A 24030-nucleotide genomic window follows, 5' to 3' on the forward strand; every position below is an offset into this window, starting at 1 on the left:
TATTTTGTGCAATAGGTGCTCACTTATAGAGAGAGCCGCCTAATGACACTGAAAACCTTGCCCAATGAGTCCATGCCAAGAGAGAAATTGCTACAACGCGGACCACAAGCGTTGTCGGATGCCGAATTGCTCGCTATTTTCCTACGCACTGGAACGCAAGGTATGAACGTCATCGAATTAGCGGACTTTCTGATCCAAGACTTTGGATCGCTTCGTCAGTTGTTTTCTGCCTCAGAGAAAGAGTTTTGCCAACATAAAGGGTTGGGGCAAGCGAAATACGTCCAGTTACAAGCCGTTTTGGAAATGACCCAACGCTATTTAGCCGAGACATTAAAGCGTGGTGATGCGTTAACCAGCCCAGAACAAACCAAACTTTATCTTTCTTCTATATTAAGAGACCGACAAAGAGAGGCTTTTTACATTCTTTTCTTAGATAACCAACATCGGGTGATAAAAGATGAGATTTTATTCGAAGGAACACTCGATGCTGCATCGGTTTATCCGAGAGAAGTCGTCAAACGCGCCTTGCACCACAACGCCGCTGCATTGATTTTGGCTCACAACCACCCGTCAGGTGTGGCGGAACCTAGCCAAGCAGATAGAAGGATTACCCGGCGTTTAATCGACGCTTTAGCGCTGGTGGATATTCGAATTTTGGACCATTTCGTTATCGGAGATGGGGAAAGCGTCTCTTTTGCCGAAAGAGGTTGGATATAACTGTGCGTTTTTTAGGTTGTTAGTTGCTAAAAATCTGCTATCATCCTCGCCACTAAATTTTTAACTGAATTCAGCTTGGACTGCTAGAAAAAACCTGCTGTCTAAAAAAAGATCACGAAAACCTGTAAAAAGGATCTGTTCGGGTCTTGAGCAATGCATATCAAGTTAGTATAATGCGCGACCTTTGATAGCCTTGTATGGATTTTCCATAGCGGTTCTTAACCTCTAACTTCTTTCCAAGAAATAGAGAGGTTCGGCCACCAAGGTTGATATCGAGCTGAAACGATTTTGGAGAAGACATTCATGTCACGAGTATGCCAAGTAACTGGTAAGCGTCCAGTAACGGGTAACAACCGTTCACACGCACGAAATGCTACTAAGCGTCGTTTTCTGCCGAACCTACAAACTCATCGTTTCTGGGTAGAGAGCGAAAAACGTTTTGTTAAACTACGCCTATCTGCAAAAGGTATGCGTATCATCGACAAGAAGGGTATTGATACTGTTCTTGCTGATATGCGTGCACGTGGCGAAAACGTTTAAGAGGAAATAGGCAATGGCAAAGAAAGGCGTTCGTGAGAAAATCCGTCTAGTATCTTCAGCAGGTACAGGCCACTTCTACACAACTGATAAGAACAAGCGTAACATGCCAGGCAAATTTGAGATCAAGAAATTTGATCCAGTTGTACGCCAGCACGTTATGTACAAAGAAGCTAAAATCAAATAATTGGTTTTATCTCTTTGATGATTTGAAAAACCCAGCTTTCGAGTTGGGTTTTTTATTACCTAAAATTCCTCATTTTACTTCAACCTTACCTTCACCACGTTTGTTCTAGTCAAAATTGACCAGCTTTGATAGTTTGTCCCTAGTCTTATGAGATTAGGAACCGTTATGCGTGTTAGTCCGGCTCGTCGCCGTCGTTGGAACAACATTCTTATCCTAGGCATCATCGTATTTATGCTGATCCTCAATGCACCAACATGGATCAAATCTTACCTTATTGAAGAACCCGCGGATCCTTATCCAAACTTGCTGCGCTCCGATCATGACGTCAGTGCTATCTACTATGCAGGTTGGGAATTAGATAAGCAGAATGGCCAATGGCAATCGAACATTAAAGCCAATATCCCCGTACAAGAGATCGTGACTCGGTGGCAGTCATTGGAAGGTACAGAGCTGACTCCTGAGCAATACGAACAGCTAAAGCCGCGCTTATCATCTCCAGAGAGTATCGAGATTTGGTATCAAGGTCTCGAAGAACCACAGCGAGTGACCTTTTACCGCCTTGGCGATTTCTGGCTGTTTAAAAACTGGCAAGATAAATGGATTGCGATTTCTGTCGATGGCAACTACATCATGCCCAAGTAACTTAATAGCTAACTAGCTTGATACCAAGTAACGTTATTGCCAATAACCCTTTGCATAACCTGTATTTGTCTTAACTTTTTTCGATTATGCTAACCATCCAGTATCAAAGTTCTTAGCGCCGTAAGGAGAATCAAATGCCTGAATTACCTGAAGTTGAAGTAAGCCGAATGGGCATCAGCCCACATATGATTGGCCAAACGATCAAGGCATTTGTATTCAGAACTCCGAAGCTGCGTTGGGATATCCCGCAAGAACTTAAAAAGCTAGAAGGGCAGGTGATTCGTAGTATCAGTCGCCGTGCTAAGTATCTGTTGATAGAAACAGACGAAGGAACTGCGATTGTTCACTTAGGCATGTCGGGTTCACTGCGTGTGCTTGATGCTGATTTTCCTCCAGCGAAGCACGATCATGTGGATCTCAAACTAACTAATGGAAAGATACTGCGCTATAACGATCCACGTCGTTTTGGCGCATGGCTGTGGAGCGCGCCCAATGAGCCACATGCAGTTTTAGGTCATATGGGACCGGAGCCTTTAACTGAAGAGTTCAACGCGGACTACGTAGCAGAGAAAGCCAAAGGTAAGCGCGTTGCGATTAAGCAGTTCATCATGGACAACAAAGTCGTCGTCGGAGTCGGAAACATCTACGCCAACGAATCTTTGTTTAAATCACGCATTCATCCCACTCGCCCTGCAGGTAAGCTAACCAAGAAAGAGTGGCAATTGTTGGTAGAGAACATCAAAGCTACGCTAGAGATCGCCATTCAGCAAGGCGGAACCACACTGAAAGACTTTGCCCAAGCAGACGGCAAACCAGGTTACTTCGCACAAGAGTTATTAGTTTACGGAAAAGCCGGAGAGCCATGCCCAGAATGCGGCGAAGCTCTCCAAGAACAAAAGATAGGCCAACGCAATACCTTCTTCTGCGGGGAATGTCAGAAGTAAAACTTAAGAGCGGAACGGCAAGATTACATTTGTCCTGATTTCTCGAAGTATTTTTTCGCGACTAATAAAGAAATTAAACGCTCGCGTTTTTGATCTCGGAACTGATCGACCCATGCGTGAGCGTTTTTGATGATGCTTTCCGCTTCTTCTGGATGCGCGATGTAGTACTCCATTTTCTCGATTAAATCAGAGTAGTCATCCGCAACTTCAACATAATGAATGCCCGCTTCGAGGCGACCCTCCATAAACCAAGTTTCGCAAGTTGGCTTCGACATGAGCACTAGTGAATTTGAGGACATTGCCCATTTAAGGTTGGTGGCAACGTCATTTCCTTCAATGGCCAGAAGGAACTTGTAAGTAAGTTGCTCTTCTATTGACATAAACTCTTTCTCCCATGGGTTTCCATCTAAAGGTCGAGTCTGGCCAATATTGCACATTGGATTATCATGAAATTTCTGTAACACAACCTGTCTACGTGGTTGGAATCCTACACCACGCCAAGCCACCATATTTTTCTTTGCTTCAAATGACAATTTATCGCGAACAAAGTAAAAGTGTCGAATTGCATTTAATTTTAATATTACTGAGTTGCCATTATCGTCGCTAATGGGGCGACTTTTCACAAATGTCGGCTCATCTGGGACGTGTCGAACATCACCGTTGAGGTAATGAAAAGCGAAGTTTGACGGAAAGCCTTTAATGACTTTGAGTAAATCGAAGTAATATGTTGTCCCACTAGTTTTCTTAAAACTACCGACTTTAGTTCCTTTATTGCCTACTTCAAATTGCTCTATGATCTTGTTGTAATATTTGACTCTAGCTTGAATGTCACTTTGCTCATTCTCGTCGTATGCCTTTAGCTTTCTTTTGGCATACAGTCGAAAAAGCGAGGCGGGAATGAGCGATATTAATGAGTTGCTGGAATAGTATTTGAATTTAGTGAAGCTCATTTGGCTACCTTTGTTTTGATAGCTGTATGAACACATTTTGGCACAAACTGCTCGACATCACCGCCATGGATTGCTACTTCACGGACGATGGTAGAAGAGAGAAAAGCATACTCTTCTGCTGGCGTCAGGAACACGCTCTCAACACCTGGTAACAGTTTGCGATACATGCTCGTTAGGCCAAATTCGTATTCAAAGTCGACAGTTGTTCTAAGGCCGCGCACCAGTACATTTGCTTCTTGTTCACGAGCAAAATCAACCAGTAAGCCACTAAAACCAGCGGTTGATACATTGCTTAAGTGCGCTGTTGATGCTTCAACGAGTTTTACTCGTTCTTCTAGGCTAAACAGTGTTTTTTTCGAAGGACTTGCTGCGACACCGATAATAATTTGGTCAAACATGTTTGCGGCACGCGTAATGATATCTAGGTGACCGTTAGTGATTGGGTCAAACGTTCCTGGGTAAATGACTTTTTTCATCGTAAAACTTTCTCGTAAACATCTACGTATTGGTTAGCAGTGTAGCTGATATCAAATAACTTCAGTTTCTCTTGCCCATTGGCGATGAATTCTTGTTGAAGCTTTTCATCTTGAGCGATCTTCATTATTGCGTTCGCCAGCTCTTGTGCATTACCTGGTTCAACAAGTAAGCCGTTTGAATTGTGATCGATAATGTCAGGGATACCACCTGCATTAGTACCTATAACAGGTAAACCAGAGCCCATACCCTCCAAAATGACAGAGCCCAGCCCCTCTGTGTAAGAAGGATGAACCTGCAAATCTGCCGCAGCAAACCAATTACCCATATTGCTTTGTTTGCCCTCGAAACTGATGTTAGTTAGGCCTTGTGCTTGAGACTCAAGAGCCTCTCTCTCTGAGCCATCACCTAGCAAACAAAAATGAACAAAGGGTGCGGACTTTTCTAATAGCCTTGCCGCGTCGACAGTGACATTGAAGCCTTTATGTTTCAGCATATTTGCTCCATGTATCACTATAAATTTGCCTGCGAAGCGGTCTCTAATTGCTTGTACAGTTGCAGCGTTAGCAGGGTATGTCACCGGTGAACTTGGGATTTTGTAGGTTACTGAAGTTGGGTAAGCGTCTTTCACTCTCTGAACTATTTCAGTACTTAAACCTACCACAGCGGAGGCTTTCGAATAGGCTAAGTTTGCCAACCATTTCTTTTTCAATGCGTTGTCGATTCGGCGAGTGACAATATATGGTTTGCCGTAGAGCATATGTTGGATCAGAGCCCAATAAATAGCACGTCCTTCATGCACATGGATCAGAGCACAATCCTTAGTAATAGATTTTGAGTGTGCTTTGGTAAAGTGGTTCGCTAATACCACTTTAACACCTAACGCTTTTACCGCATCGGCGAAAGGGCTTTTAGGGTTTGCAACAACTGTCAGTTGATAGCCGAGCTTCACTTGCTGCTTAATGAGTTGCAGCGTCTGATTCTCGCCACCATGGTATCCAGAAGCTAAGTTAACGTGGCAAATGTTCATGTTATTGCTCTTTATTATGTTTTTTGACGTAATCACGCAGCCACAGGTCTGCATAGCGAGTAAAGGTTGTATTTGCACTTAGTACGGCGAGTAAAAAACCATGTCGACCATCTAAGAAGCCACGTTTAATAATATACATTTTGAAGAAACGGAAGAAACCATGGGTAAATGCACTAAAAAGTGAGGCTGACTTTTTACCTTCACGCTGGTCTGCCCAAGATTGCATGTACAGTTGGGTTTTTCGCGTGTACTCACCAAGCTTTTCATAAGTAAAATGCTTCAAACGACCATTTAATGAAACAACTTTAAAGCCATCGGGAATAACAACGCTTTCATGAACGAGCGCGTCGTTATATTTCGTTTCTGATGTTTTGTATAAACGTACAACCCAATCAGGTGACCAGCCTGAGTAACGAATCTCTTTTGCAAAGGCTGTCGTCAGTCGGTTCACACGATAAATATTTTTATCGCAGTGTTGGCTGATTGCGTTGAGTATGTCTTCGCGTAATTCATCGGTAACACGCTCATCGGCATCCAACCAAAGCACGAAATCCGATTCCACATAGTCTTGAGCAAGCCGGCGTTGCTTGCCAAACCCAGGCCATTCTAAATTGGTATAAAACTTATCAGTATACTGCCTAGCGATCTCTTCAGTGGTGTCAGTACTACCTGAATCTAGAAGAACAATCTCATCGACCCAATCTTTTACTGTGTCTAGACAAGCTTTTAGATGCTTCTCTTCATTTTTAACGATCAACGCGACGGCTAAGGTAGGTTTAGACAAGGTAGTTTCCTTCTTAAACAATCTTCTACAGGTATAATTTACTGATATTGTGGATACAAATCTTCTACGACTTGGTCGAACATAGCGACGACACGGTCGCTTGTAATGCGGTTCATTGCGGCTTCATCCTTTGCTCGGGTTCGCCAACTTAATTCTTGGCTCGTCTTTCCTGTTTCTGCAAGAATCACTTCTTCATATACAGATACGGCATACTTTAAAAAGCGATAAGGGCCTACTCGAATAGGATTGTGATGGGCATATAAACCAATAATCGGTGTGTTCATTGCACTCGCCATGTGGGCTGGGCCAGTATCTGGTGCTATCACCATCTGCACAGTATCAATTAAAGCTAGCATTTGTAGGATGGAGCTTTCTCCTACTAAGTTTAAACAAGGTTCACGCAACAAAGCTTGAATCTCATTTGCTAGGTCAACTTCGACCTTTGCAGGACTGCCCGCTAGTATGACATTCCAGCCTTTCTCTCGCGCATGATTAATGACATCCACATAACCCTTCGCGTTCCAGTTCTTGTAAGCTTTACTTGCTCCGGGAACCAATAACAAGTTTGGTTTCACCTTATCTAGTTTTGCCTTAGCCCAAGTACTATCCTCTTCTGAGTAAGATAAAGACCAAGATAGTTCCGATTGAGGTACTCCAATCTGATTGGCAAACGCCATTAAACCATCCGCAACATGCAAAGAGCTTGGTGAAGGAACTTTGACATTGGTGAACAAAGTCTGAAAGTCTTGGCTACGGTCAGAAGAGAAGCCAAGTTTGTATTTTGCTTTAATACCTAACGTTGCCACACTCGCTCGAATGGCATATTGCATATGAAGCAAAGCATCAAACTCGCGCCCTTTGAGTTGCTTCCACAATGACTTGTAGCCATCAAGTCCTGCTTTTTTATCAAAAACAATCACTTCAACGTCATCTATCGCTTGTAGCAATTGAGCTTCAAGTTTGCCAGTAATCCAAGTGATATGGGTCTCAGGCCATTGTTTTTGAATCGCTTGAACCGTCGCGATAGTATTACAAACGTCACCAATTGCAGATAAACGCAATATACAGAGTGAAGAAGGGGCAGAAGTGAACATAGTTATTGTCTGATCAGATAAATAGATGCAGGTAAATTATGCAGACATCCCCAATAAATGTAAAATACACCGCTTCTATACTGAGCACTGACGAGTCTTCGCAATGTCAAATAGCCAACAACATCAATCTCCAAATTCGGGTAAACCTGGAAACACTGGTTTAAAGCGCATCATCAAAGCGACGGGATATTCTGCGAAAGGCTTAAGGGCGGCGTTTAAACACGAAGCGGCGATTAGACAAGAGCTTGTGATGCTAGCCATTGCTATCGTTTTGGTTTGTGTTTTTGACTTGAGTGTCATAGAACGCATTTTGATGCTTGGTGTCGTCGTTCTTGTTTTGATTGTTGAGTTGATCAATTCCGCGATAGAGGCGGTAGTGGATCGCGTAGGCGTCGAACATCATGAGTTGAGTGGGCGAGCAAAAGATATCGGCTCAGCGGCAGTTATGGTGGCATTAGCATTCGCTGGATTCACATGGCTGTATATCTTGCTTAGTCTTTATCTCTAAATCACTTTAGCTGTGAGTATCAAAGATATGATTCAAACTTCACAACAAGGTAATTGCACTATTTGGTTTGATGATGAAATCATTTCAGACCCAACATTGCCATTGTTTGATGCCGGCTATTGGCAAGAACAAGGTAAAATCTTAGGCAGCGCTTCTGGTCGGGGAACAACCTGGTTTGTTCAACTCGACTCTATGCAAGCAGCCCTTCGACATTATCGCCGAGGTGGTCTATTCGGCAAACTTGTGAAAGACCAATACTGGTTTTCTGGTTGGGAACAAACTCGTAGTGCTCAGGAGTTAAATCTTTTGCAGGTTTTGATAGATGCCGGCGTTAATGTTCCTCGCCCGATTGCCGCGCGAGCAGTTAAAACAGGTTTGACTTACCAAGCGGATCTGCTCAGCGAAAGAATCCCAAATGCCAGAGACTTGGTCAGTATTTTGCAAGAAAAATCGTTACCGGAAGTGATGTACCAGAAGATTGGGCAAGAAATTGCCAAGATGCATAAAGTTAATGTGAACCACACTGACTTGAACATTCATAACATCTTAATTGACGACCAAGACAAGGTCTGGATTATCGACTTTGATAAGTGCTTTTCATCTACAGATAATAAGGTTTCTGAAGAGAATTTAGAGCGGCTATTGCGCTCGTTTAAGAAAGAAAAAGGTAAATGCGCGATTGCGTGGAGCCTCCAAGATTTTGACTGTTTGCTAAGCGGTTACCACCAAAGTAATAAAGGATAGAGAATGCGTACGTTTGTGATTAGTTTGGAAAGCGCAGTTGAGCGCCGCGCGCATATCGAAGCTCAATTTGCTGGTGTAGAGCAAGACTTTGAGTTTTTTGATGCAATAGATGGACGTAAAGGCGAGCATCCTCTGTTTAGCAAGTACAACGTTGAGAAAAGACTTAGAGTGAAAGGCTATGGAATGACACCAGGTGAATTGGGGTGCTTCGCCAGTCACTATTTGCTTTGGGAAAAGTGCCTAGAGTTAAATGAGCCGATTGTTGTCATTGAGGATGATGCTCAACTAGAAGAATGTTTTGATGATTCGATGAAAAACATCAACGAGCTCCAACCATATGGTTATGTTCGTTTATTTGTTAATGGACGCAAACGGCCATTCGTCAAAATTGGTTCATATAAATCTCATGATGTCGTCGAGTATTTACGAGGCCCAGGCGCAACTCGATCTTACTTCGTCACTCCAATGGCTGCAAAAAGGTTCATTGAATCTGCTCAAGAATGGCTACTGCCTGTTGATGATTACATGGACCAGTTTTGGTCAAATGAAGTTGCATGCCGAGGCATAATGCCAGGTATCGTTAAGAATGAAACAGATTTTGATTCTAGTGTCGGTAAGCTCGAGAAGAGTAATAAAATGAATCGACTTACGCGGGAGTTGTATTCTATTCAGTGTGCTCTTTGGCGTAAGTGGCATTTATTTCGTAACCCACCGAAGAAGGTCAAATAGGATGCTTAAACTATTGATAACATGGCTTTCTACGTCTGAACCCTCAAAAAAGTTTCGTGCCGAATTAGATCTAATGTTTTGGGGGACGCAACACTCTCGCTTTATACGCAAGCGTTTTCAAAGACGTATTTTTTATGTTTACAACTGTGATGTTAGCCATTTAGCCGACATTCATCCAACAGTATTGTTTCCTCACCCTTGTGGAATTGTGATCGGTTCGCAAGCAAAAGTGGAAAAAGGATGTCGAATTTATCAACAAGTCACGATTGGCAGCAACTTTGACTCCGATAACTCGATGGCCCACGTGTTAGAAAATACTTACATTGGCAGTGGGGCAAAGATCATTGGCGGGATTTCAATTGGTAAGAATTGTTACGTTGGAGCAAATGCGGTCATCACAAAAAACGTGGCTGATAATAGCTCGATAGTGGGCAATAATAAAAGTATTACTAATAAAAAAGAAAGTTAAGCATAGAAAATGAATCGTAATGTTTTACTTAAATTAAAGTATGTAGATTGAACTTAAGGACATATTAATGATTGATGGAAAAAAGGTATTAGCGTTTATCCCTGCTCGAGGAGGGAGTAAACGGTTACCAAGAAAGAATATCTTGCCAATTGCAGGGAAGCCATTAATTGGTTGGTCTATTGATGCGGCGAAAGGTAGTGAGTATATTGATGATATATTTATAAGCACAGATGATCAGGAGATCGCTGATGTAGCTGCAGGTTTAGGGATTCCTGCACCTGAACTTCGTCCAGAGCACTTAGCTTCTGATACTGCATCGACAGCGAATGTCCTAACGTACACGTTGGAAAAATTTGGTACTGATTTTGATATAGTCATTTTACTCCAACCCACGTCGCCTTTGCGTACTTCACAGCATATCGATCAGCTCTAGAGCTATTTATTGAGAAACAAGCTTTTTCTGTTGTATCTGTGACACCGTGTGAGCATCCTCCACTTTGGTCAAATACATTGCCAGACAATGGTTCAATGGAAAACTTTATTCGACCAGAAGCTCTAAAGCGTTCTCAAGATTTAGGGAGCTTTTATCGCTTCAATGGTGCGATTTATATATTTGATGTTGAAAAATTACTCGAATACCAAGAGATCTGCTATACAAGTGAGTCCTTTGCTTTTGTCATGGAAAACAAGGACTCATTCGATATTGATCAACAGTTTGATTTTGAATTAGCTGAATTCTTCCTTAATAAAAGAAGATTGTCATAAATCTTGAAAGCTATTAATTTTCTTTACATTAATAGCTTTGAACTGTCTTCTTAGTTCTGCTCGAAACACTTTATCAGGGTAGTCATCGGATATCGTATAGATGGGCATATCTGGATAGAGTAGTCTGCAAGTAAACATTACAGTTGAATAAGTCCCTACGAATCCAGAGAGTTCAATACCTTTATCTATTAACTCTATTTCTAGAGGATATTCACTACGGTGGTATATAATATAGCTTTTCCCTTGTAGTGCCTCTTTTACTTCATCTCGCTCTGTTCGGTGAGGGAAGTATACAATTTTTCGATTGCTAGACTTAGCGAGAGTATCAATCTCTTTAATGTATTGTGATACCGACTTTTGATATTTGTCACCAATAGCCCCTTGTCCTATATAGCCAATTGGAGCATCTCTATTATACAGAGATGGGTTACCATACTTCCCCTTTAATCTGCTCAAGGAATTCTTATGTACTTTATGTGCTATTGGATTTAAGTTGAACATCGTAAAAACTTCTAGATTATCAGAAGGTTTTAAATGACCAATTGGTTTACATCCATTAAGGCGCACCACTAAATCTTGAAGGAACCTTGGGCGGTAAAAGTCTTTTTTAGGCAATATATACTTCGGGTACTCCGACAGTGTAAGCGTACCATCATCAAAATAGATTTGTTTCTCTATATTGAGGTTTTTTAGTATTAGTTTTGTTCGCCAAGCATTAAATTCAGCATAGAAAAAACGTTGTATCGAACACCCATTTAGTGCTTTCTTGATCTCTTTGATTGCTTTAGGGACAGCAACACTACGGTTTCCCCTATCAATGGTGATGATATTTTGCCACTCTTTAGCATTTAAAAGTCGGTTTTGCTGCTCTAAACCAAGCGTACTTTTCTGGTTTACCAACAGTAAGATCGCCTCTTGGCTGTTAAAGAATGTTTTAGCCTCTAAGGCACAAACATACTGCATGGGTGATGTAACAACAAAAAGATCCATAGTTTATAAAGTTACCTTATCCAGAGTTTTTTGTAATGAGCCTTGGTTTGAGTTTACGACAGAAAGTAGGCTTACCTTGGTTTGATGGTAAGCTCTTTCATTTTGAATTAGATCCTTTATTTCAATTGCAAGGGTGCTTGCGTTTGAAGTAATCGCTATCGCGGAAAAAGATACCATCTTGTCGACAATTTCTTGGAAATTAAAATAGCTCGGCCCAGTGATGACTGGCACACCCAAAGCCGCAGGTTCTAGGACATTATGCCCACCAACCTTATCACCAATTAAACTACCGCCCATAAAGCATATATCGGATGCACCCATCAAGACCAGCATCTCACCCATGGTATCTCCAAGATAAACTTGGGTGGACTCTGTTACTTCGGTTTGGCTTGTGCGTCGAGCAGTTTCAAAGCCTTCACCTTGGCAAAGCTCAAATACATCTTCGAATCGCTCTGGATGACGTGGAACAAGGATTAAAAGAGCGTTTGGGTGAGATTCTAAGATTTTTTTGTGGGCTTCTAATACCTGCTCGTCTTCGCCTTTATGAGTACTGGCAGCAACCCAAATAGGACGTTCTAATCCAAGAGCATCCCGTAGCATTTTGCCTTTTTCTTTTACGTCCTTGGATATTTGAATATCAAACTTTATTGAGCCAGTAACAAAAAGTTTGTTTTTCTCGATACCTAAACGTTCAAAGCGCTCAGCATCTGACTCCGTCTGGCAAAGGAGTTTATCTATGCATGGATGTAGGAGGTCAAACAGTGGCTGCACTTTTGCGTAGTTCCTACACGACTTTTCAGAGAGGCGAGCGTTGACCACTATGATAGGGATTCCTGCATTGTGGACAGTATTAAGCGTGTTTGGCCAAAGCTCGGTTTCGATTATCAACATTTGCTGTGGGCGTATTGCCTTTAGAAAGCCTTTCACGGCAAAACCAAAATCGATAGGCATATAGCGGTGTTCCACTAAGTCGCCCAACTTAGCAATTTGTTCCGCACCAGTACTGGTTGTGGTGGTGACCAAAATAGGTTGAGTGGGATCTTGTTTTTTCAACTCTTTAATTAGGGGAATAGCCGCAATGCTTTCGCCTACCGAAACCGCGTGAATCCAAATGGGGCGCTCAGTTGTCTTTAGCTTTGGGGTTATACCAAAATGCTCTTTCCATCGTTGACCAAACTTAGGCTTGTTTGGTTTGCTTTTATACAAACCAAACAATAGGAATGGGGACGCAAGTGTAAGCAGCAATGTGTAAAAAAAACGAATTAGCATGAACTTACCGTTATCGCTTCAAGTTTTTGGATACTATCTAGCACCTGTTTTGGTGATAACTCAGTTAAACACTTAAGGTGCTTAAACTCACACTCACGCTTAAAGCATGGACGGCAGTCAATATCGGTATGAACAATCTCTACCTTTTCCGCAAGCGGTGGAGTGTACTTTGGAGATGTTGAACCATAGACCGCAATGACGTTACAACCAACGGCAGCTGCCACGTGCATAAGACCCGAGTCATTTGCTACAACAGTCTGACATGCCGCCAGCAGATCAACGGCTTCAATCAGGCTCGTTTGCCCTGCCAAAACATGAACCTGGTGCTGGTGTTCTTGTGGTACTAATTGCTTGATGTTGTTACAGGTCTCAAGATCTTTTTGAGAACCAAATAGCCACACTTGCTTTCCTGCATTCGCCATAGCTGATGCAACTTCTGCGTAATGTGTCTCTGGCCATTTTTTAGCAGGGCCAAACTCTGCACCAGGGCACAGGCCAACAACAGGCGCTTCTTGATTGAGGTTAAACTTAGCAATCGCTTCAGCTTGCTCTTTTTTATCAATAAACAGGCTAGGGCGAGGTAGGGTATCTAAACCACCTAGAGAAGAAGAGTCGATCATCTCTTCTTGTGAGTAAGCTAATGCCACATAGCGTTCAACCATGAATTGAAAAGACTTCATGTTTGGTCGCAAGTCATTGAGCAGACCGTAACGCATCTCGCCTTTCCAACCTGTTCGAAGCGGAATATTTGCAAACCAAGGGATAAGAGCTGATTTTGCAGACTTCGGCAGGATGTAGGCGTGGTCGTATTGTTTTTCTCGGAGTGATTTACCGATTTCGCGACGACCAAGTAAGTTGAATTCACCATGACCAATAGGCATTTCAATGGCTTGATGGATTTCGGGCATGCGCTCAAGAATTGGTTTACACCAACCTGGTGCAATCACATCAATTTGGCTTTCTGGATGAAGTTGTTTTAAGACAATATAAAGAGACTGCGACATCACCATATCGCCAACCCAAGAAGGGCCAATAATTAAGATTTTTTTCATTTGCTTATTTGCCAGTCAGTGTTGTATCTCGGTTTAAATAGGTTGTAATAGTTATTGCCGTCTTCTTGAGAGTGCAGAAGTTGTAGCACCCACATGTATTGTTCTGGTTTATTTGCAACAAAGTACTCGATTGCTTGATTACAAGTGCGAGCGTCTTGTTCTTCGCCTTTATCTAGCTCAAATGCCGGTAAGATTTCGATATCAAACGTACCATCTTCTGTGTTCATAGAAGCAAACATAGGTAACACTTTAGCGCGTGATAGTTTGGCAATTTTACCTAAACCAGGAAGCGTTGCTTTTCTGGTCGCAAAGAAATCGACAAAAACGCTGTGTTCAGGACCATGATCCTGATCGGGTAAGTAATAGCCAATGTAGCCATCACGAACTGATTTCAAAAACGGCTTAATACCACCAGAACGTTCATAAACGCGACCGCCATATTGCACACGTTGTTCGTGCATTAGCCAATCTGCCACTTCATTTTTCTGCTTTTTTGCCATTGCCGAGACGGGCATTCCCATCGAAGCAAGCAACACCGCGGGAATATCAATTGCCCATGAGTGTGGAACCATCAAAATGACTTTCTCATCATTGTCGATGTGTTTTTGAAGGATGTCTAAACCTCGGATTTGGCAACGCTGCTGTAACCATTTAGATGAACGTAAGCTAAGTAAGCTGAAACGGAAAAAGAACAATGCTGCGGTATAAAGCGTTTTTTCAATCAGTGCTTCGCGCTCTTCAAATGATTTCTCTGGGAAGCACAGCTCGAAGTTGACACGAGCTCGGTGAGCTGGACCGTTGTGCGATTTAGCCAGCTTCTTCGCGATGGTTTTTGCTAGCCATTTCTGAACCCCTAAAGGTAATAAAGCAAGCGGCAAAGAAAGGACAACGCCTATCCACGTCCCCCAATACTTCGGCGCTAAAAAGTGGCGCTTAAATTCAGGGTTATAAGCTTTAGGATCGAAATCATCACGTTGATTAGTCATGAAGTTTTAAGTACCTATATTTTTTGGAGAGAGGCGAGTGGAGGTATGTAGAAATGATACTAGTAATAATACCAGAGTAAAGGTGGTAGAGAGTTTACTACCACCTTTGTGGGGAATTAACGGTTTTGAATCGCTAGGTATTCAGCAACACCCTCTGCTACCGTTTTGAATTCTACATCACAACCAGCTGCACGAAGCTTAGTGAGATCCGCTTGAGTGAACTCTTGGTAAGCGCCTTTTAGGTGATCAGGGAACGGAATGGTTTGGATTTCACCTTTGTTGTGGTGTTTGACCACTGCTTTTGCCACTTCCTCAAAAGATTCTGCACGACCAGTACCGCAGTTGAAGATGCCAGAAACACCATTTTCTAGGAACCAAAGGTTTACTTTGCACACATCACCAACGTAAACGAAATCGCGTTTGAATGATTCGCTACCAGCAAATAATTTAGGGTTTTCACCTGCATTGATTTGGTTATTTAGGTGGAAGGCTACCGATGCCATGCTGCCTTTGTGATCTTCACGTGGACCGTACACATTGAAGTAGCGGAAACCAGTGATTTGAGAAAGCTGCTCGCCATGATCCTCTGCGTCTTTCCACAGGCGACGAACGTAGTTGTCAAATTGCTGTTTCGAGTAGCCGTATACGTTAAGCGCGCCTTCGAATTCACGCTCTTCAACAAACGTTTCTGTCTCACCGTATGTCGCCGCTGATGACGCGTATAGGAATGGGATTTCACGATCTAGACAGTAATGAAGCAACTCTTTTGAGTACTCATAGTTGTTTAGCATCATGTACTTACCGTCCCACTCTGTTGTTGCAGAACAAGCACCTTCATGGAAGATGGCTTCGATTGGGCCGAAGTCGTCACCTGCCATGATTTGAGTAAGGAAGTCATCACGATCCATGTAATCTGTGATATCAAGATCAACTAAGTTTTTAAACTTCTTGTCCATTTTTTAGGTTGTCGACAACCAGAATATCGTTAATACCTGCTTCATTCAGTGCTTTAACAATGTTGCTGCCGATCATGCCAGCACCACCAGTTACGATGATCATAAGACTTCCACCATAGATTAAAATTTTCTCAGGAATTCTAGCAAGAAACAGAAATTAGCGCTATTGGAAGGAAAAGAAAGGTATATAGCGCTTGAGTATAAACAAAAGGGAGCCGAAGCTCCCTTAAATTGTGTTGTTATTCAGCGTTTGACGCATTTGGTCTTTGGTACCAAGGATTACGTTCATCAGTAAGTTCAATCAAGCTGTACTTGCGACCTAGCTTCTGACCGCCATCGCGAGTCAGCGGCTGCCAGCTAAAGAACGCGCGGTTGTTGCTTGGTTTCACCGTCATGATGTCGAATGGAATCGAAATGTAGAACCCTTTAGTAAAGCTACCTTCACCGAATTCGTCAGCCGACAAATCACTGATTGATGCGAATGCACCAGCGATCACGCCACTCTTGAATTGCTTAGACACGTTCACTTGCGTACCAACATCGCCCGCTAGGAACTGGCCGACATCAACTTGAATCATCAAATCTTGTAAGAAGTCCCATTGAGGGTAGTAATAACCCGACACAAAACCAGTAAAGCCTTTATCTACAACTTGGAACGGACGCCCATATTCTGGAACGTATTGCCATTTCTCATCGTATACACCGAAGTAACTTTGCGGGTCACGTTGAGAGATCAAGTTTACATCTGCACCGATTGCCCAGTTTGCGCCTTTCGGTCGGTACAGGAATTCGGTACCCACACCCGCAAACATACTTTCTAGATAACCAGCGTATAACTGTTGGTCCATGGTATCTGAGTACTCTTGGAACCAAGTTAACTGCAGGTTGGACATGGTTACCGCGTGTTCATTTTGATACGCGCGGAACATGGTACGCACACGAGGAATCGAAGTAGCGTCCGGTGGGGTGACGTAGTTAAACTTGTCGTAGTTGTTGTACCAATCCCAATATAGCGAGCCTCCAATTTCTAGGTTATCTGTCAGCCAGTAAGAGGCGCTGCCACTTAAGCCAACACTGAACAGATAGAACTCTTCGGGGTTGCCTAAGGTCTGAGCCAGTTTTGGTGAGAAGCCCCAATCAAAGCGCTCAAAACCGTCGTAAGCAGGTTTACCTTGCGGTTTATCGCTCGAGGTTGATGTTGCATCTTCGATATTTGGATTGATGTAGTTAACTTCTGCAAAGTCACGGTATTTCTCTTTGGAGATAACCGTTTGATCGCCGATCAAACCACGACTGCGTTCATTGATAGTAAAGGTATCAATGTTGTCTGGCATTTCGTTGTACAGAACTGCCGCTGCTTTCTCATGAGCTTCGTTGCGATCACGATACTTTTTCTGCTCGCCAACAACCGAAACGGTATTATCTTCAACATAGAGTTGAGTGTTCTGGTAGCCAGCAATTTTATCCAGCTCCTCGGTAACACGTTCCCAGTCTACATCAGACAGTTGTTCTGGTTGCATGTCTTCCACTTCTGGCGTTGGTGTATCACGCCAGAAAGACGGCATATCATTGAAGTTTGTGTAAAGGCTTACGCCTGCCACTAACGTATCACCGCGCTCGTAGCTCAAGCGCAAATCTGCCATATGTCCTAAACGATACAGAACACCAAAGTTCCAAGGTGTATGAGGTGTCATGTCTACACCACCACTTACCACAGGGAAATCTTCGCTGTAATCGTTGCTGTCGTATTCAAGCTTAAATCGCAGTGGCGCGTACAAAGTTTGATACTCGACACCACCAAAGAGTGCTGCAGGCCCCTTGAAGAAACGGTCTACGTTTGTTGTCCCACCAGTGGAAACGTTATCTCTTGGTCTTTGGCAAAAACTATCGGACAGCTTACATGCTGGGTTACTGATGTTGTCGCGCGTGCCTAAATAACCCCAGCCCATACCTAAAGTGAAATCAAAGGTACCAAGGTTTGGGTTAGAGTAACGCTTTGTCGCGGCAACAAACTCACCATCAAAAAGGCCTGTACCTGCAAAGTCACGCACGCCTACAGAAAGCTCTGGTAAGTATTCGGATTCTTCTAGCAAGCGAACTTTAAAATCGATGCCTTTGTCGGTGTATTCATTGTCGCCAGAAAAATTAGGGTCTTCGCTGTAAAGAACATCTTTTGCAGTAGTATAACGAATAGTAGTTTCTAACCATGGCATCACTTGCAAAGTAACATTGTAAAATGTGTACTCATTACTGTTGTTAATAGCAAAGTTAAACTCGCCTTCAGGCGCCATACGACCAGTTGGCATTTGCATTAAGCCGACGCCACCAAAGTCCATTTGTGATGGTTGCAATGGCGGCACTTCGAAAGGCATATCTTGAGCCCACACCAACGCTGGACCCATTAAAGAAAGGGATAAACTGGTTTTGATCAGGTTCATTTTTAGTTCTTCGATGAGGTTGGTTTACGTTGTGCAAGCAGAGCGACAATATCTTGATCCATTTGTGATTTTTCAAACTCATCAAATGGGATGTATACCATGGTAAGTGGTGGCAAGTAATATTGAGTGGTTAACCAACTGCCATGGTGAGGATGAATAACCTTGCCATCCGGGTAAATTAGGATTGGCGGATAGGCGAGCTCACCAATATCACTTGAACGTAGATGATTGATCTGTTCATGCAGAGGAATACCCGCTTGGTTTTCTACTGCGTAGACTTTTTCCAAGTTACCCACATACAACACTTTCTCTTCACGTTTTGGCGCACTTAATGCAAGTTGACCTTTTAAAAGAGGGTTATCAAATTTATCTAGACGGATGCGATCAACATCAATGGCTGACAGCACGCGAGGTGCAAATTGGCTTTGTTGGATAAACTTGTAAAATGGGTGCGCAACTAAATTATGTTGAATCAATTGGTTCAACACCGAATTCTTTAAGGCAGTACTTTCTTGCACTACTGCTTCGGAATTATCAAATAGAGTCACAGCTAAAGGGTATTGCAGGGCGACTTGTTGTTCTTGTGCATGCTTAAGTACGCTCTCTAAACGTGCCGCTTGTGGGAACTGCAATGCTTTGCCCGTTCCGACAAGTTCAACATTAAGCGGTGAAGAGGGGGGGGGTTTGAGCTTGAACAGTAGTAGGTGTCGCCAGAATCGTTGCCGTTAAACTTAGGCTTAATAAAGATAGCAGTCGCTTATTCATGATTTGCTGTACCCTTTCAGAATTGTCAATTCAACAGGTACCATGTTTGGACCTAAGTGTTGACGTGTTTTCACTACTTCTCCTTTACCGTTTACCCAGTATTGGTTCTCTACACTTTTTTCTAAGCTGGCAAATGTTACAACCTCTGTATAAACATCAGTAGTGGTAGATGAAATAGGGGTTATGACGGTTTCTTTACCTTGACGAGAACGCTGGACTTTAGCCGGGAACCCATAACGGTATTTGTCAGCCCAATCGTAAGAAAGAGAATATTGCACAGAGGGCGCTAAGTAGGCAGGAACGTTGCCATAAATGCCAGCTAGATTGGAGGTTTGCAAACCAATAGTTTTAACGATATGACCGTTCTCTGTTACCACCATTGCTTTGTCTGCACTGACCCACTTTAGTTGAGTATTGCCGGTTAATGGATTTGGTTCGGCGAAGGCTAACACTACGAAAACCTGTTTTTGGTCGCCAATTTTTAGGTAAGCACTGGCATAAGGAACCGCTTCAATTTCTTCTGGTGTTAGTTCAACATCGATGTAGTTGCCATAAGCTTCTTGGACAGTCGCGGAAACGTCATTAAATTTTTGTGTACAGCCAAAGATTGAACTCAGCAAAGGTAGGGCAATAAGTAAGCGCATCCATTTTAGCGATAGAAAGGTGTTCATCATTCCCTCATTACAAATAAAATCGCCCTGAATAGTTCAGGGCGATTGTTTCCATATCTACAAAACTAAAAAATTATTTAGTTACTGAAGTAGAAGTAGACGTTGAAGTAGACGTTGAGTCGCTGTCTGACGCTGCAACTGCTACTACAGTTACTGCTGCTGCTGCACCTACTGCTACTGCAGTTGTGCCAGTTGCTGATGCTGCTGCTGTACCAGTAGTACCAGCTTCAGTTGCTGCAAATGCAGTTGATGCGCTTAGAGCCATAAGAATAGCTAGAGCTGTGTTCTTCATTATTAATCCTTGTATTTCAGATTTTAAAACATCGATGTTTGGTCTGTTTAGAACATACCATCTGTCATTTTAGTTAAAAAACAATCAGCATGTAAATAGTTTCCTATGGAATTTTACCAAGTTCTAAAGAATGCGTCTCATTGAAAAGACAATTTATTTGCAGGCGGTTTTAGTTATTTTAACTAGGGCTTACTGGTGTAATGAAGGATAACTCGGTCATAGCTAGCACTAACCGATCAATATCGAAGTAAGGAGCGAATTGACGTTCGAGATAAGTACAACGTTATGCTTTGTTACACTTAGGGGAATGATGTTTAGATTGCTATTGCTCTCAAAAACAAGAATACCCCTTCTCAAACCTTAGAGTGAGCCCCCTTGCCGTTTTGCGCTAATCCATGCATAATTTGCCAGCTTTTATGCTGTGCTTATCAAGTATGATTTTTTGATTTTCTTGTCACAAAAGCGACGCTTGAAAAAAGCACTTATATCAATAAGCCGAGAAACTCGGTAATCAGCGAACAGTGGCTAACGCGTAATGCCGCAGGGCGGTAGCGTGAAAACGCACAAGCAAACAGACTAAAGAGTTAACAGACATTCACTGCGTGCGTCATTCATGTGCAGCGGTAAGTCAATACCCAAGGAACATTTACGTGATGAACAAACGACCATGGCTAGGGGCGTTGAGTGCAATCAGCTTAGGCTTGTGCTCATTTACGGCCTCAGCAGATTTTTATGCAGGTGCGTTGGTGAGCTACTCTAATGCCGAATACCACCACTCTTCTACTTCTTCCGTAACCGAAGGCAATCCATTCCTTCTTCAAGCGCAAGCAGGTTATTTCTTTAACGATTATGTCGCGTTAGAAGCGCGTTACGGCACCTCAGTACAGCGTGAAAGCGGACTTGCAGTAGACAGCTTAGCAAGTGGTTTTGTTAAGTTGAACATGCCGGTTTCTGAACGTTTCGCACTTTACGGGCTGGCGGGTTACTCCAGTGTCCAAATTGATCAACAGAACGTCGGTTCTAACAAAGATCAAGGTTTTAGCTTTGGTTTAGGGATGCATTACGCCTTAGATAAGCACAATGCGGTTGTTTTCGAGTTTGTTGACAATACATCAGAAGACCAAGTTCGTTTGAATGCCCTGACACTCGGCTTTCAGCACCGATTTTAATTAAAAGACCTAGTGCCTAGTTTTAGTAACTAGGATTTTTTAACTCTCGATTTAAATAGCGAATTATCATGCTTAAAGGATATTTCTCGATTGCCGCTTGTGTATTGGCAAGTGTTTTTGCGCCATTCAGTCATGCGCAAACTCCAACCCCGGAACAAATGCAAATGTTCCAAAGCCTACCTGCTGACCAACAACAAGCACTAGCAAGTAAGTACGGCATTTCTCTCCCTTCTGGCTCTTCTTCTCAGCCGAGTAACTATCAAAACTCTCAAGTGATTGATCCTCGCCCAAAGGTGAGTAAAGCCAATCAAACGAACCAAGCGGATGTGATTAAAGAAGATGAAGAGCTTAAGCGCTTTGGCCTAGATCTGTTTGCTGGCTCACCAACGACATTCGCCCCAGTAAGTGATGTACCTGTTCCGGCCGACTACACGGTAGGAGCTGGTGATGAAATCGTTATCCAGCTGTTTGGTAAAGAGAATACGACCCACCGTTTACGAGTCAATCGCGCGGGTACCATCAACTTCCCGTCACTTGGCCCAGTTCAAGTAGCTGGCATGAGCTTTTCTGACGTTCGTGATTCACTAAACCAACGTGTAAAAGAGCAAATGATTGGTGTTCGCAGCGATATTTCACTGGGTGAGATGCGCACCATGCAAGTGTTTGTAATGGGGGATGCCTACAAACCGGGTGCTTACACCGTCAGCGCGCTAACCACCATTTCTCAAGCCATTTATTACAGTGGTGGTTTTGGTGAGAGTGGTGCACTACGTAACGTGCAGTTAAAGCGTAATGGTCAGGTAATTCGCAAGCTTGATATGTATGACCTACTGCTAAAAGGCGACGCGCGCAACGATGTACGACTGTTACCTGGTGATGTGGTCTTTATTGGTGCTGTTGGTAATACCATCGCTATTGATGGTGAGGTAAACCGCCCTGCAATCTATGAAGTGAAATCAGGTGAAACCTACAAGAAAGCGATTCAAATGGCAGGTGGTTTTACTGCTAACGCTTACAGTGATCAAATTGAAGTCAAACGTTATGCAGCAAAAGGTGCTCGCGATGCATTAACCCTTAACTTCAGCCAGTCTCACGATCAACAAACCAAAGTCAAAGATGGCGACGCCGTTAATGTACTGAAGAAGAGTGAAGAACTAACCCGTTACGTGCAGATTGAAGGTGATGTTCGTCATCCGGGCTTTATCGAATGGAAGAGCGGCCTGCGTGTTGCTGATTTGTTCCAGTCGGTAGATACGTCATTTAACTCTACCGCTGACGTTAACTATGCTGTCGTTGTTCGTGAGATTAACCCACAACGTGACATCGAGGTTTATCAAGTAAATCTTGCTAACGCGATTCTTTCGCCGAGCAGCAAAGATAACCTAAAGTTAAACTCACGTGACCGAGTGCTGGTATTTAACCGTTTCAATAATGAAGATTTAGATACCCTTGCAGATCAAGATACGGTTACGAAAGCGAAAACGCTTGAGCAAGCACAATTTAAAGCCGAGCTGGATCAACAAAAAGAGCAAGAGGTGATGAGCTCTTCTGTTGCGATATCTTCAACGACAGACAATATGGCAATGGGACAATCTTCAACTGAAAAATCAGAGCAACCGAAAATCATATTCCGTGGAAAAGAAATCACCAAAGAAGATTTTGATGCGTTGAAGCAAAACACCCGTCGCACTTTACTTGCTCCCGTACTTTTGCAGCTCCAACAGCAATCTCGTTTAGGCTTAGCACCGCAAATCGCTGAAGTATTTGGTGAGGTCAAACACCCTGGTCGTTACCCACTCACGCCACGCATGTCAGTGTCTACCCTAATCGAAGCAGCGGGTGGTCTAACGTACAATGCATTTACTATTAATGCAGAACTGGCTCGCACCGTGATCAGTAGTAAGGATGAACGTGCATCGATCGATGTAGAACGCATTGACTTACGCAAAGCTATTCAAGGGGGCACAGCCGATGATGCGATTCTTGTTGGCCGTGACCGTTTGAACATTCTTGAAAAGCCGAATGTTAAACTACAAAGCACCGTAACCCTACAAGGTGAAGTTCGTTTCCCTGGTACTTACACAGTGCGTCAGGGAGAAACCTTAGGTGAACTATTAGAGCGTGCTGGCGGTTTAACTGAATTTGCACACCCACAAGGGGCTATCTTTACTCGCGAGGCTTTGCGCCTTCAAGAGCAAAAGCTACTAAACCAATATGCTGCAGATATGCGAGCAGAAACCGCGAAGAAAACCTTCCGTGCAGATAGCAATATGGGCTCGGTGATTTCTGACCCAGATAAAACGCTTAAGTTTGTTGAGGAAGCAAGCAAGAGCAAAGCGCTTGGTCGCATGGTTGTGCAGCTTAATCGCATCTTGAAAGATGAACGCTCAGCTGACTTTATGTTGGAAGATGGAGATTTCTTGTTCGTACCGACCTTCCGTAATACGGTTTCAATCATGGGCGAAGTTCAGGTGCCAATCACGTACTTGTTGGATAACAAGCTAGATGTGGATGACTACCTAAACAAAGCTGGTGGTGCGAAGAAGCAAGCAGATGAAGACCGTATCTTCGTTGTGCGCGCAGATGGCTCGGTTTACAAACCAACATCAGGATATTGGTTTGGTAATAACCATGAAGAACTAAAAGCGGGCGATACCATTGTTGTACCAATTGATACTGACTACCGCGATGCATTAAGCACTTGGACTGCTGCAACACAGATTCTTTACCAAACAGGTGTAGCGATTAACGCGCTGAAGTAAGGTATTAAGAAGTAACTTTCAGACATTGATCAAGGTTTAAAACTTATTAATAGTAAGAGCTTATGTGATTGTTTAGGTCGCATAAGCTCCGCTTGTTAGCACGACT

23 protein-coding genes and 3 pseudogenes are annotated in these 24030 nt (G+C 43.1%); 12 read left to right on the forward strand and 14 right to left on the reverse strand.

Translation table 11 applies throughout. The features are described from left to right. The first annotated feature begins 42 nt into the window (after window positions 1-42). The 5 genes from radC to mutM all read left to right on the forward strand — a co-directional run bounded on the left by radC (window position 43) and on the right by mutM (window position 3027). Entirely contained in the window at window positions 43-717 is a 675-nt protein-coding gene (radC, locus tag KHO06_RS01055) for a DNA repair protein RadC (RefSeq protein WP_103410327.1), read from the forward strand. 303 nt (window positions 718-1020) lie between these two features. After that, window positions 1021-1257 carry a 50S ribosomal protein L28 gene (rpmB, locus tag KHO06_RS01060; RefSeq protein ID WP_005384783.1) on the forward strand — a complete coding sequence of 79 codons (237 nt, stop codon included), beginning with the start codon at window positions 1021-1023 and terminating at the stop codon, window positions 1255-1257. A 13-nt stretch (window positions 1258-1270) separates the two neighbouring features. After that, window positions 1271-1441, forward strand: a complete 171-nt coding sequence (rpmG, locus tag KHO06_RS01065; protein WP_004410866.1) for a 50S ribosomal protein L33 — start codon at window positions 1271-1273, stop codon at window positions 1439-1441. Between the two features lie 165 nt (window positions 1442-1606). After that, entirely contained in the window at window positions 1607-2083 is a 477-nt protein-coding gene (locus KHO06_RS01070) for a hypothetical protein (RefSeq protein WP_047480269.1), read from the forward strand. A 134-nt stretch (window positions 2084-2217) separates the two neighbouring features. Further along, on the forward strand, window positions 2218-3027 hold the full coding sequence (gene mutM / locus KHO06_RS01075) for a bifunctional DNA-formamidopyrimidine glycosylase/DNA-(apurinic or apyrimidinic site) lyase (RefSeq protein ID WP_212581966.1): 810 nt from the start codon (window positions 2218-2220) through the stop codon (window positions 3025-3027). Window positions 3028-3050: 23 nt separating this feature from the next. Here the strand turns inward: mutM and KHO06_RS01080 are convergent, their stop codons facing one another. Genes KHO06_RS01080 through KHO06_RS01100 form a run of 5 tightly spaced genes read right to left on the reverse strand, consistent with a single transcriptional unit; the run spans window position 3051 to window position 7359 of the window. Next, window positions 3051-3977, reverse strand: coding sequence for a glycosyl transferase family 90 (locus tag KHO06_RS01080; protein WP_005428228.1), 927 nt, complete (start codon window positions 3975-3977; stop codon window positions 3051-3053). Then, window positions 3974-4453, reverse strand: coding sequence for a pantetheine-phosphate adenylyltransferase (gene coaD / locus KHO06_RS01085; RefSeq protein ID WP_005428202.1), 480 nt, complete (start codon window positions 4451-4453; stop codon window positions 3974-3976). Before coaD ends, KHO06_RS01080 begins: the two co-directional genes overlap by 4 nt. Continuing rightward, the gene (locus KHO06_RS01090) at window positions 4450-5481 is read right to left on the reverse strand and encodes a glycosyltransferase family 4 protein (RefSeq protein WP_009707936.1); all 1032 of its coding nucleotides are present in this window, start codon (window positions 5479-5481) and stop codon (window positions 4450-4452) included. The genes coaD and KHO06_RS01090 overlap by 4 nt, the downstream gene beginning before the upstream one ends. Window position 5482: 1 nt before the next feature. Continuing rightward, window positions 5483-6265, reverse strand: a complete 783-nt coding sequence (locus KHO06_RS01095; RefSeq protein WP_212581967.1) for a glycosyltransferase family 2 protein — start codon at window positions 6263-6265, stop codon at window positions 5483-5485. Between the two features lie 38 nt (window positions 6266-6303). Further along, window positions 6304-7359, reverse strand: coding sequence for a glycosyltransferase family 9 protein (locus KHO06_RS01100; RefSeq protein WP_069542510.1), 1056 nt, complete (start codon window positions 7357-7359; stop codon window positions 6304-6306). A gap of 103 nt (window positions 7360-7462) precedes the next feature. Here KHO06_RS01100 and KHO06_RS01105 point away from each other — a divergent pair, with 103 nt between their 5' ends. From KHO06_RS01105 to KHO06_RS01125, 5 genes and pseudogenes are all read left to right on the forward strand, one after another. Beyond that, window positions 7463-7867, forward strand: a complete 405-nt coding sequence (locus tag KHO06_RS01105) for a diacylglycerol kinase (RefSeq protein WP_020195869.1) — start codon at window positions 7463-7465, stop codon at window positions 7865-7867. A gap of 27 nt (window positions 7868-7894) precedes the next feature. Continuing rightward, complete coding sequence (locus KHO06_RS01110) at window positions 7895-8611, forward strand: 3-deoxy-D-manno-octulosonic acid kinase (RefSeq protein WP_212581968.1); 717 nt, start codon at window positions 7895-7897, stop codon at window positions 8609-8611. A gap of 3 nt (window positions 8612-8614) precedes the next feature. Next, a complete protein-coding gene (locus KHO06_RS01115; protein ID WP_005428216.1) occupies window positions 8615-9340 on the forward strand; it encodes a glycosyltransferase family 25 protein in 726 nt (241 codons plus the stop codon). Between the two features lies 1 nt (window position 9341). Beyond that, window positions 9342-9809, forward strand: a complete 468-nt coding sequence (locus tag KHO06_RS01120) for a serine acetyltransferase (RefSeq protein WP_182052816.1) — start codon at window positions 9342-9344, stop codon at window positions 9807-9809. A 67-nt stretch (window positions 9810-9876) separates the two neighbouring features. Next, window positions 9877-10574, forward strand: a pseudogene (locus KHO06_RS01125) (acylneuraminate cytidylyltransferase family protein). On the opposite strand, the gene KHO06_RS01130 reads toward KHO06_RS01125, so the two are convergent. The 9 genes and pseudogenes from KHO06_RS01130 to KHO06_RS01170 all read right to left on the reverse strand — a co-directional run bounded on the left by KHO06_RS01130 (window position 10569) and on the right by KHO06_RS01170 (window position 19993). After that, window positions 10569-11564 (reverse strand): glycosyltransferase 52 family protein, encoded by a 996-nt coding sequence (locus KHO06_RS01130; protein WP_212581969.1) that lies wholly within the window; start codon window positions 11562-11564, stop codon window positions 10569-10571. The pseudogene KHO06_RS01125 and the gene KHO06_RS01130 sit on opposite strands and share 6 nt — an antisense overlap. Window positions 11565-11567: 3 nt before the next feature. After that, window positions 11568-12833 (reverse strand): lipid IV(A) 3-deoxy-D-manno-octulosonic acid transferase, encoded by a 1266-nt coding sequence (waaA, locus tag KHO06_RS01135; RefSeq protein WP_212581970.1) that lies wholly within the window; start codon window positions 12831-12833, stop codon window positions 11568-11570. Next, complete coding sequence (gene waaF / locus KHO06_RS01140; protein WP_212581971.1) at window positions 12827-13885, reverse strand: lipopolysaccharide heptosyltransferase II; 1059 nt, start codon at window positions 13883-13885, stop codon at window positions 12827-12829. The genes waaA and waaF overlap by 7 nt, the downstream gene beginning before the upstream one ends. Beyond that, the gene (lpxM, locus tag KHO06_RS01145) at window positions 13882-14871 is read right to left on the reverse strand and encodes a lauroyl-Kdo(2)-lipid IV(A) myristoyltransferase (RefSeq protein ID WP_212581972.1); all 990 of its coding nucleotides are present in this window, start codon (window positions 14869-14871) and stop codon (window positions 13882-13884) included. The genes waaF and lpxM overlap by 4 nt, the downstream gene beginning before the upstream one ends. 116 nt (window positions 14872-14987) lie before the next feature. After that, window positions 14988-15930: pseudogene (gene rfaD / locus KHO06_RS01150) on the reverse strand (ADP-glyceromanno-heptose 6-epimerase). Window positions 15931-16066: 136 nt separating this feature from the next. Next, window positions 16067-18265, reverse strand: a complete 2199-nt coding sequence (locus KHO06_RS01155) for a YjbH domain-containing protein (RefSeq protein ID WP_212581973.1) — start codon at window positions 18263-18265, stop codon at window positions 16067-16069. A gap of 2 nt (window positions 18266-18267) precedes the next feature. Continuing rightward, a pseudogene (locus tag KHO06_RS01160) lies at window positions 18268-19030 on the reverse strand (YjbG polysaccharide synthesis-related protein). Beyond that, window positions 19027-19701: a YjbF family lipoprotein gene (locus tag KHO06_RS01165; RefSeq protein ID WP_212582435.1), complete on the reverse strand. Its 675-nt coding sequence runs from the start codon at window positions 19699-19701 to the stop codon at window positions 19027-19029. The pseudogene KHO06_RS01160 and the gene KHO06_RS01165 overlap by 4 nt, the downstream one beginning before the upstream one ends. A gap of 73 nt (window positions 19702-19774) precedes the next feature. Beyond that, window positions 19775-19993, reverse strand: a complete 219-nt coding sequence (locus tag KHO06_RS01170; protein ID WP_017449110.1) for a hypothetical protein — start codon at window positions 19991-19993, stop codon at window positions 19775-19777. Between the two features lie 653 nt (window positions 19994-20646). Between KHO06_RS01170 and KHO06_RS01175 the strand changes: the two genes are divergently transcribed. Together KHO06_RS01175 and KHO06_RS01180 are read left to right on the forward strand one after the other, a co-directional pair. After that, complete coding sequence (locus KHO06_RS01175; protein WP_045482916.1) at window positions 20647-21162, forward strand: porin family protein; 516 nt, start codon at window positions 20647-20649, stop codon at window positions 21160-21162. A 68-nt stretch (window positions 21163-21230) separates the two neighbouring features. Further along, window positions 21231-23924 (forward strand): SLBB domain-containing protein, encoded by a 2694-nt coding sequence (locus tag KHO06_RS01180; RefSeq protein WP_212581974.1) that lies wholly within the window; start codon window positions 21231-21233, stop codon window positions 23922-23924. Window positions 23925-24030: the final 106 nt, after the last annotated feature.

It is taken from the genome of Vibrio sp. B1FIG11 (assembly GCF_905175335.1).
In the GTDB taxonomy this organism is placed as follows: Bacteria; Pseudomonadota; Gammaproteobacteria; order Enterobacterales; family Vibrionaceae; genus Vibrio; species Vibrio campbellii.

Bases quoted from the DNA above. Each gene is read 5' to 3' on its own strand.
- KHO06_RS01130 (WP_212581969.1), bottom strand. From the start codon at position 11,564: ATGGATCTTTTTGTTGTTACATCACCCATGCAGTATGTTTGTGCCTTA.
- KHO06_RS01180 (WP_212581974.1), top strand. From the start codon at position 21,231: ATGCTTAAAGGATATTTCTCGATTGCCGCTTGTGTATTGGCAAGTGTT.
- KHO06_RS01115 (WP_005428216.1), top strand. From the start codon at position 8,615: ATGCGTACGTTTGTGATTAGTTTGGAAAGCGCAGTTGAGCGCCGCGCG.
- KHO06_RS01080 (WP_005428228.1), bottom strand. From the start codon at position 3,977: ATGAGCTTCACTAAATTCAAATACTATTCCAGCAACTCATTAATATCG.
- KHO06_RS01170 (WP_017449110.1), bottom strand. From the start codon at position 19,993: ATGAAGAACACAGCTCTAGCTATTCTTATGGCTCTAAGCGCATCAACT.
- KHO06_RS01120 (WP_182052816.1), top strand. From the start codon at position 9,342: ATGCTTAAACTATTGATAACATGGCTTTCTACGTCTGAACCCTCAAAA.
- waaF (WP_212581971.1), bottom strand. From the start codon at position 13,885: ATGAAAAAAATCTTAATTATTGGCCCTTCTTGGGTTGGCGATATGGTG.
- KHO06_RS01110 (WP_212581968.1), top strand. From the start codon at position 7,895: ATGATTCAAACTTCACAACAAGGTAATTGCACTATTTGGTTTGATGAT.
- KHO06_RS01070 (WP_047480269.1), top strand. From the start codon at position 1,607: ATGCGTGTTAGTCCGGCTCGTCGCCGTCGTTGGAACAACATTCTTATC.
- KHO06_RS01175 (WP_045482916.1), top strand. From the start codon at position 20,647: ATGAACAAACGACCATGGCTAGGGGCGTTGAGTGCAATCAGCTTAGGC.
- KHO06_RS01165 (WP_212582435.1), bottom strand. From the start codon at position 19,701: ATGAACACCTTTCTATCGCTAAAATGGATGCGCTTACTTATTGCCCTA.
- KHO06_RS01105 (WP_020195869.1), top strand. From the start codon at position 7,463: ATGTCAAATAGCCAACAACATCAATCTCCAAATTCGGGTAAACCTGGA.
- KHO06_RS01090 (WP_009707936.1), bottom strand. From the start codon at position 5,481: ATGAACATTTGCCACGTTAACTTAGCTTCTGGATACCATGGTGGCGAG.
- mutM (WP_212581966.1), top strand. From the start codon at position 2,218: ATGCCTGAATTACCTGAAGTTGAAGTAAGCCGAATGGGCATCAGCCCA.
- lpxM (WP_212581972.1), bottom strand. From the start codon at position 14,871: ATGACTAATCAACGTGATGATTTCGATCCTAAAGCTTATAACCCTGAA.
- rpmG (WP_004410866.1), top strand. From the start codon at position 1,271: ATGGCAAAGAAAGGCGTTCGTGAGAAAATCCGTCTAGTATCTTCAGCA.
- KHO06_RS01100 (WP_069542510.1), bottom strand. From the start codon at position 7,359: ATGTTCACTTCTGCCCCTTCTTCACTCTGTATATTGCGTTTATCTGCA.
- radC (WP_103410327.1), top strand. From the start codon at position 43: ATGACACTGAAAACCTTGCCCAATGAGTCCATGCCAAGAGAGAAATTG.
- KHO06_RS01155 (WP_212581973.1), bottom strand. From the start codon at position 18,265: ATGAACCTGATCAAAACCAGTTTATCCCTTTCTTTAATGGGTCCAGCG.
- coaD (WP_005428202.1), bottom strand. From the start codon at position 4,453: ATGAAAAAAGTCATTTACCCAGGAACGTTTGACCCAATCACTAACGGT.
- rpmB (WP_005384783.1), top strand. From the start codon at position 1,021: ATGTCACGAGTATGCCAAGTAACTGGTAAGCGTCCAGTAACGGGTAAC.
- waaA (WP_212581970.1), bottom strand. From the start codon at position 12,833: ATGCTAATTCGTTTTTTTTACACATTGCTGCTTACACTTGCGTCCCCA.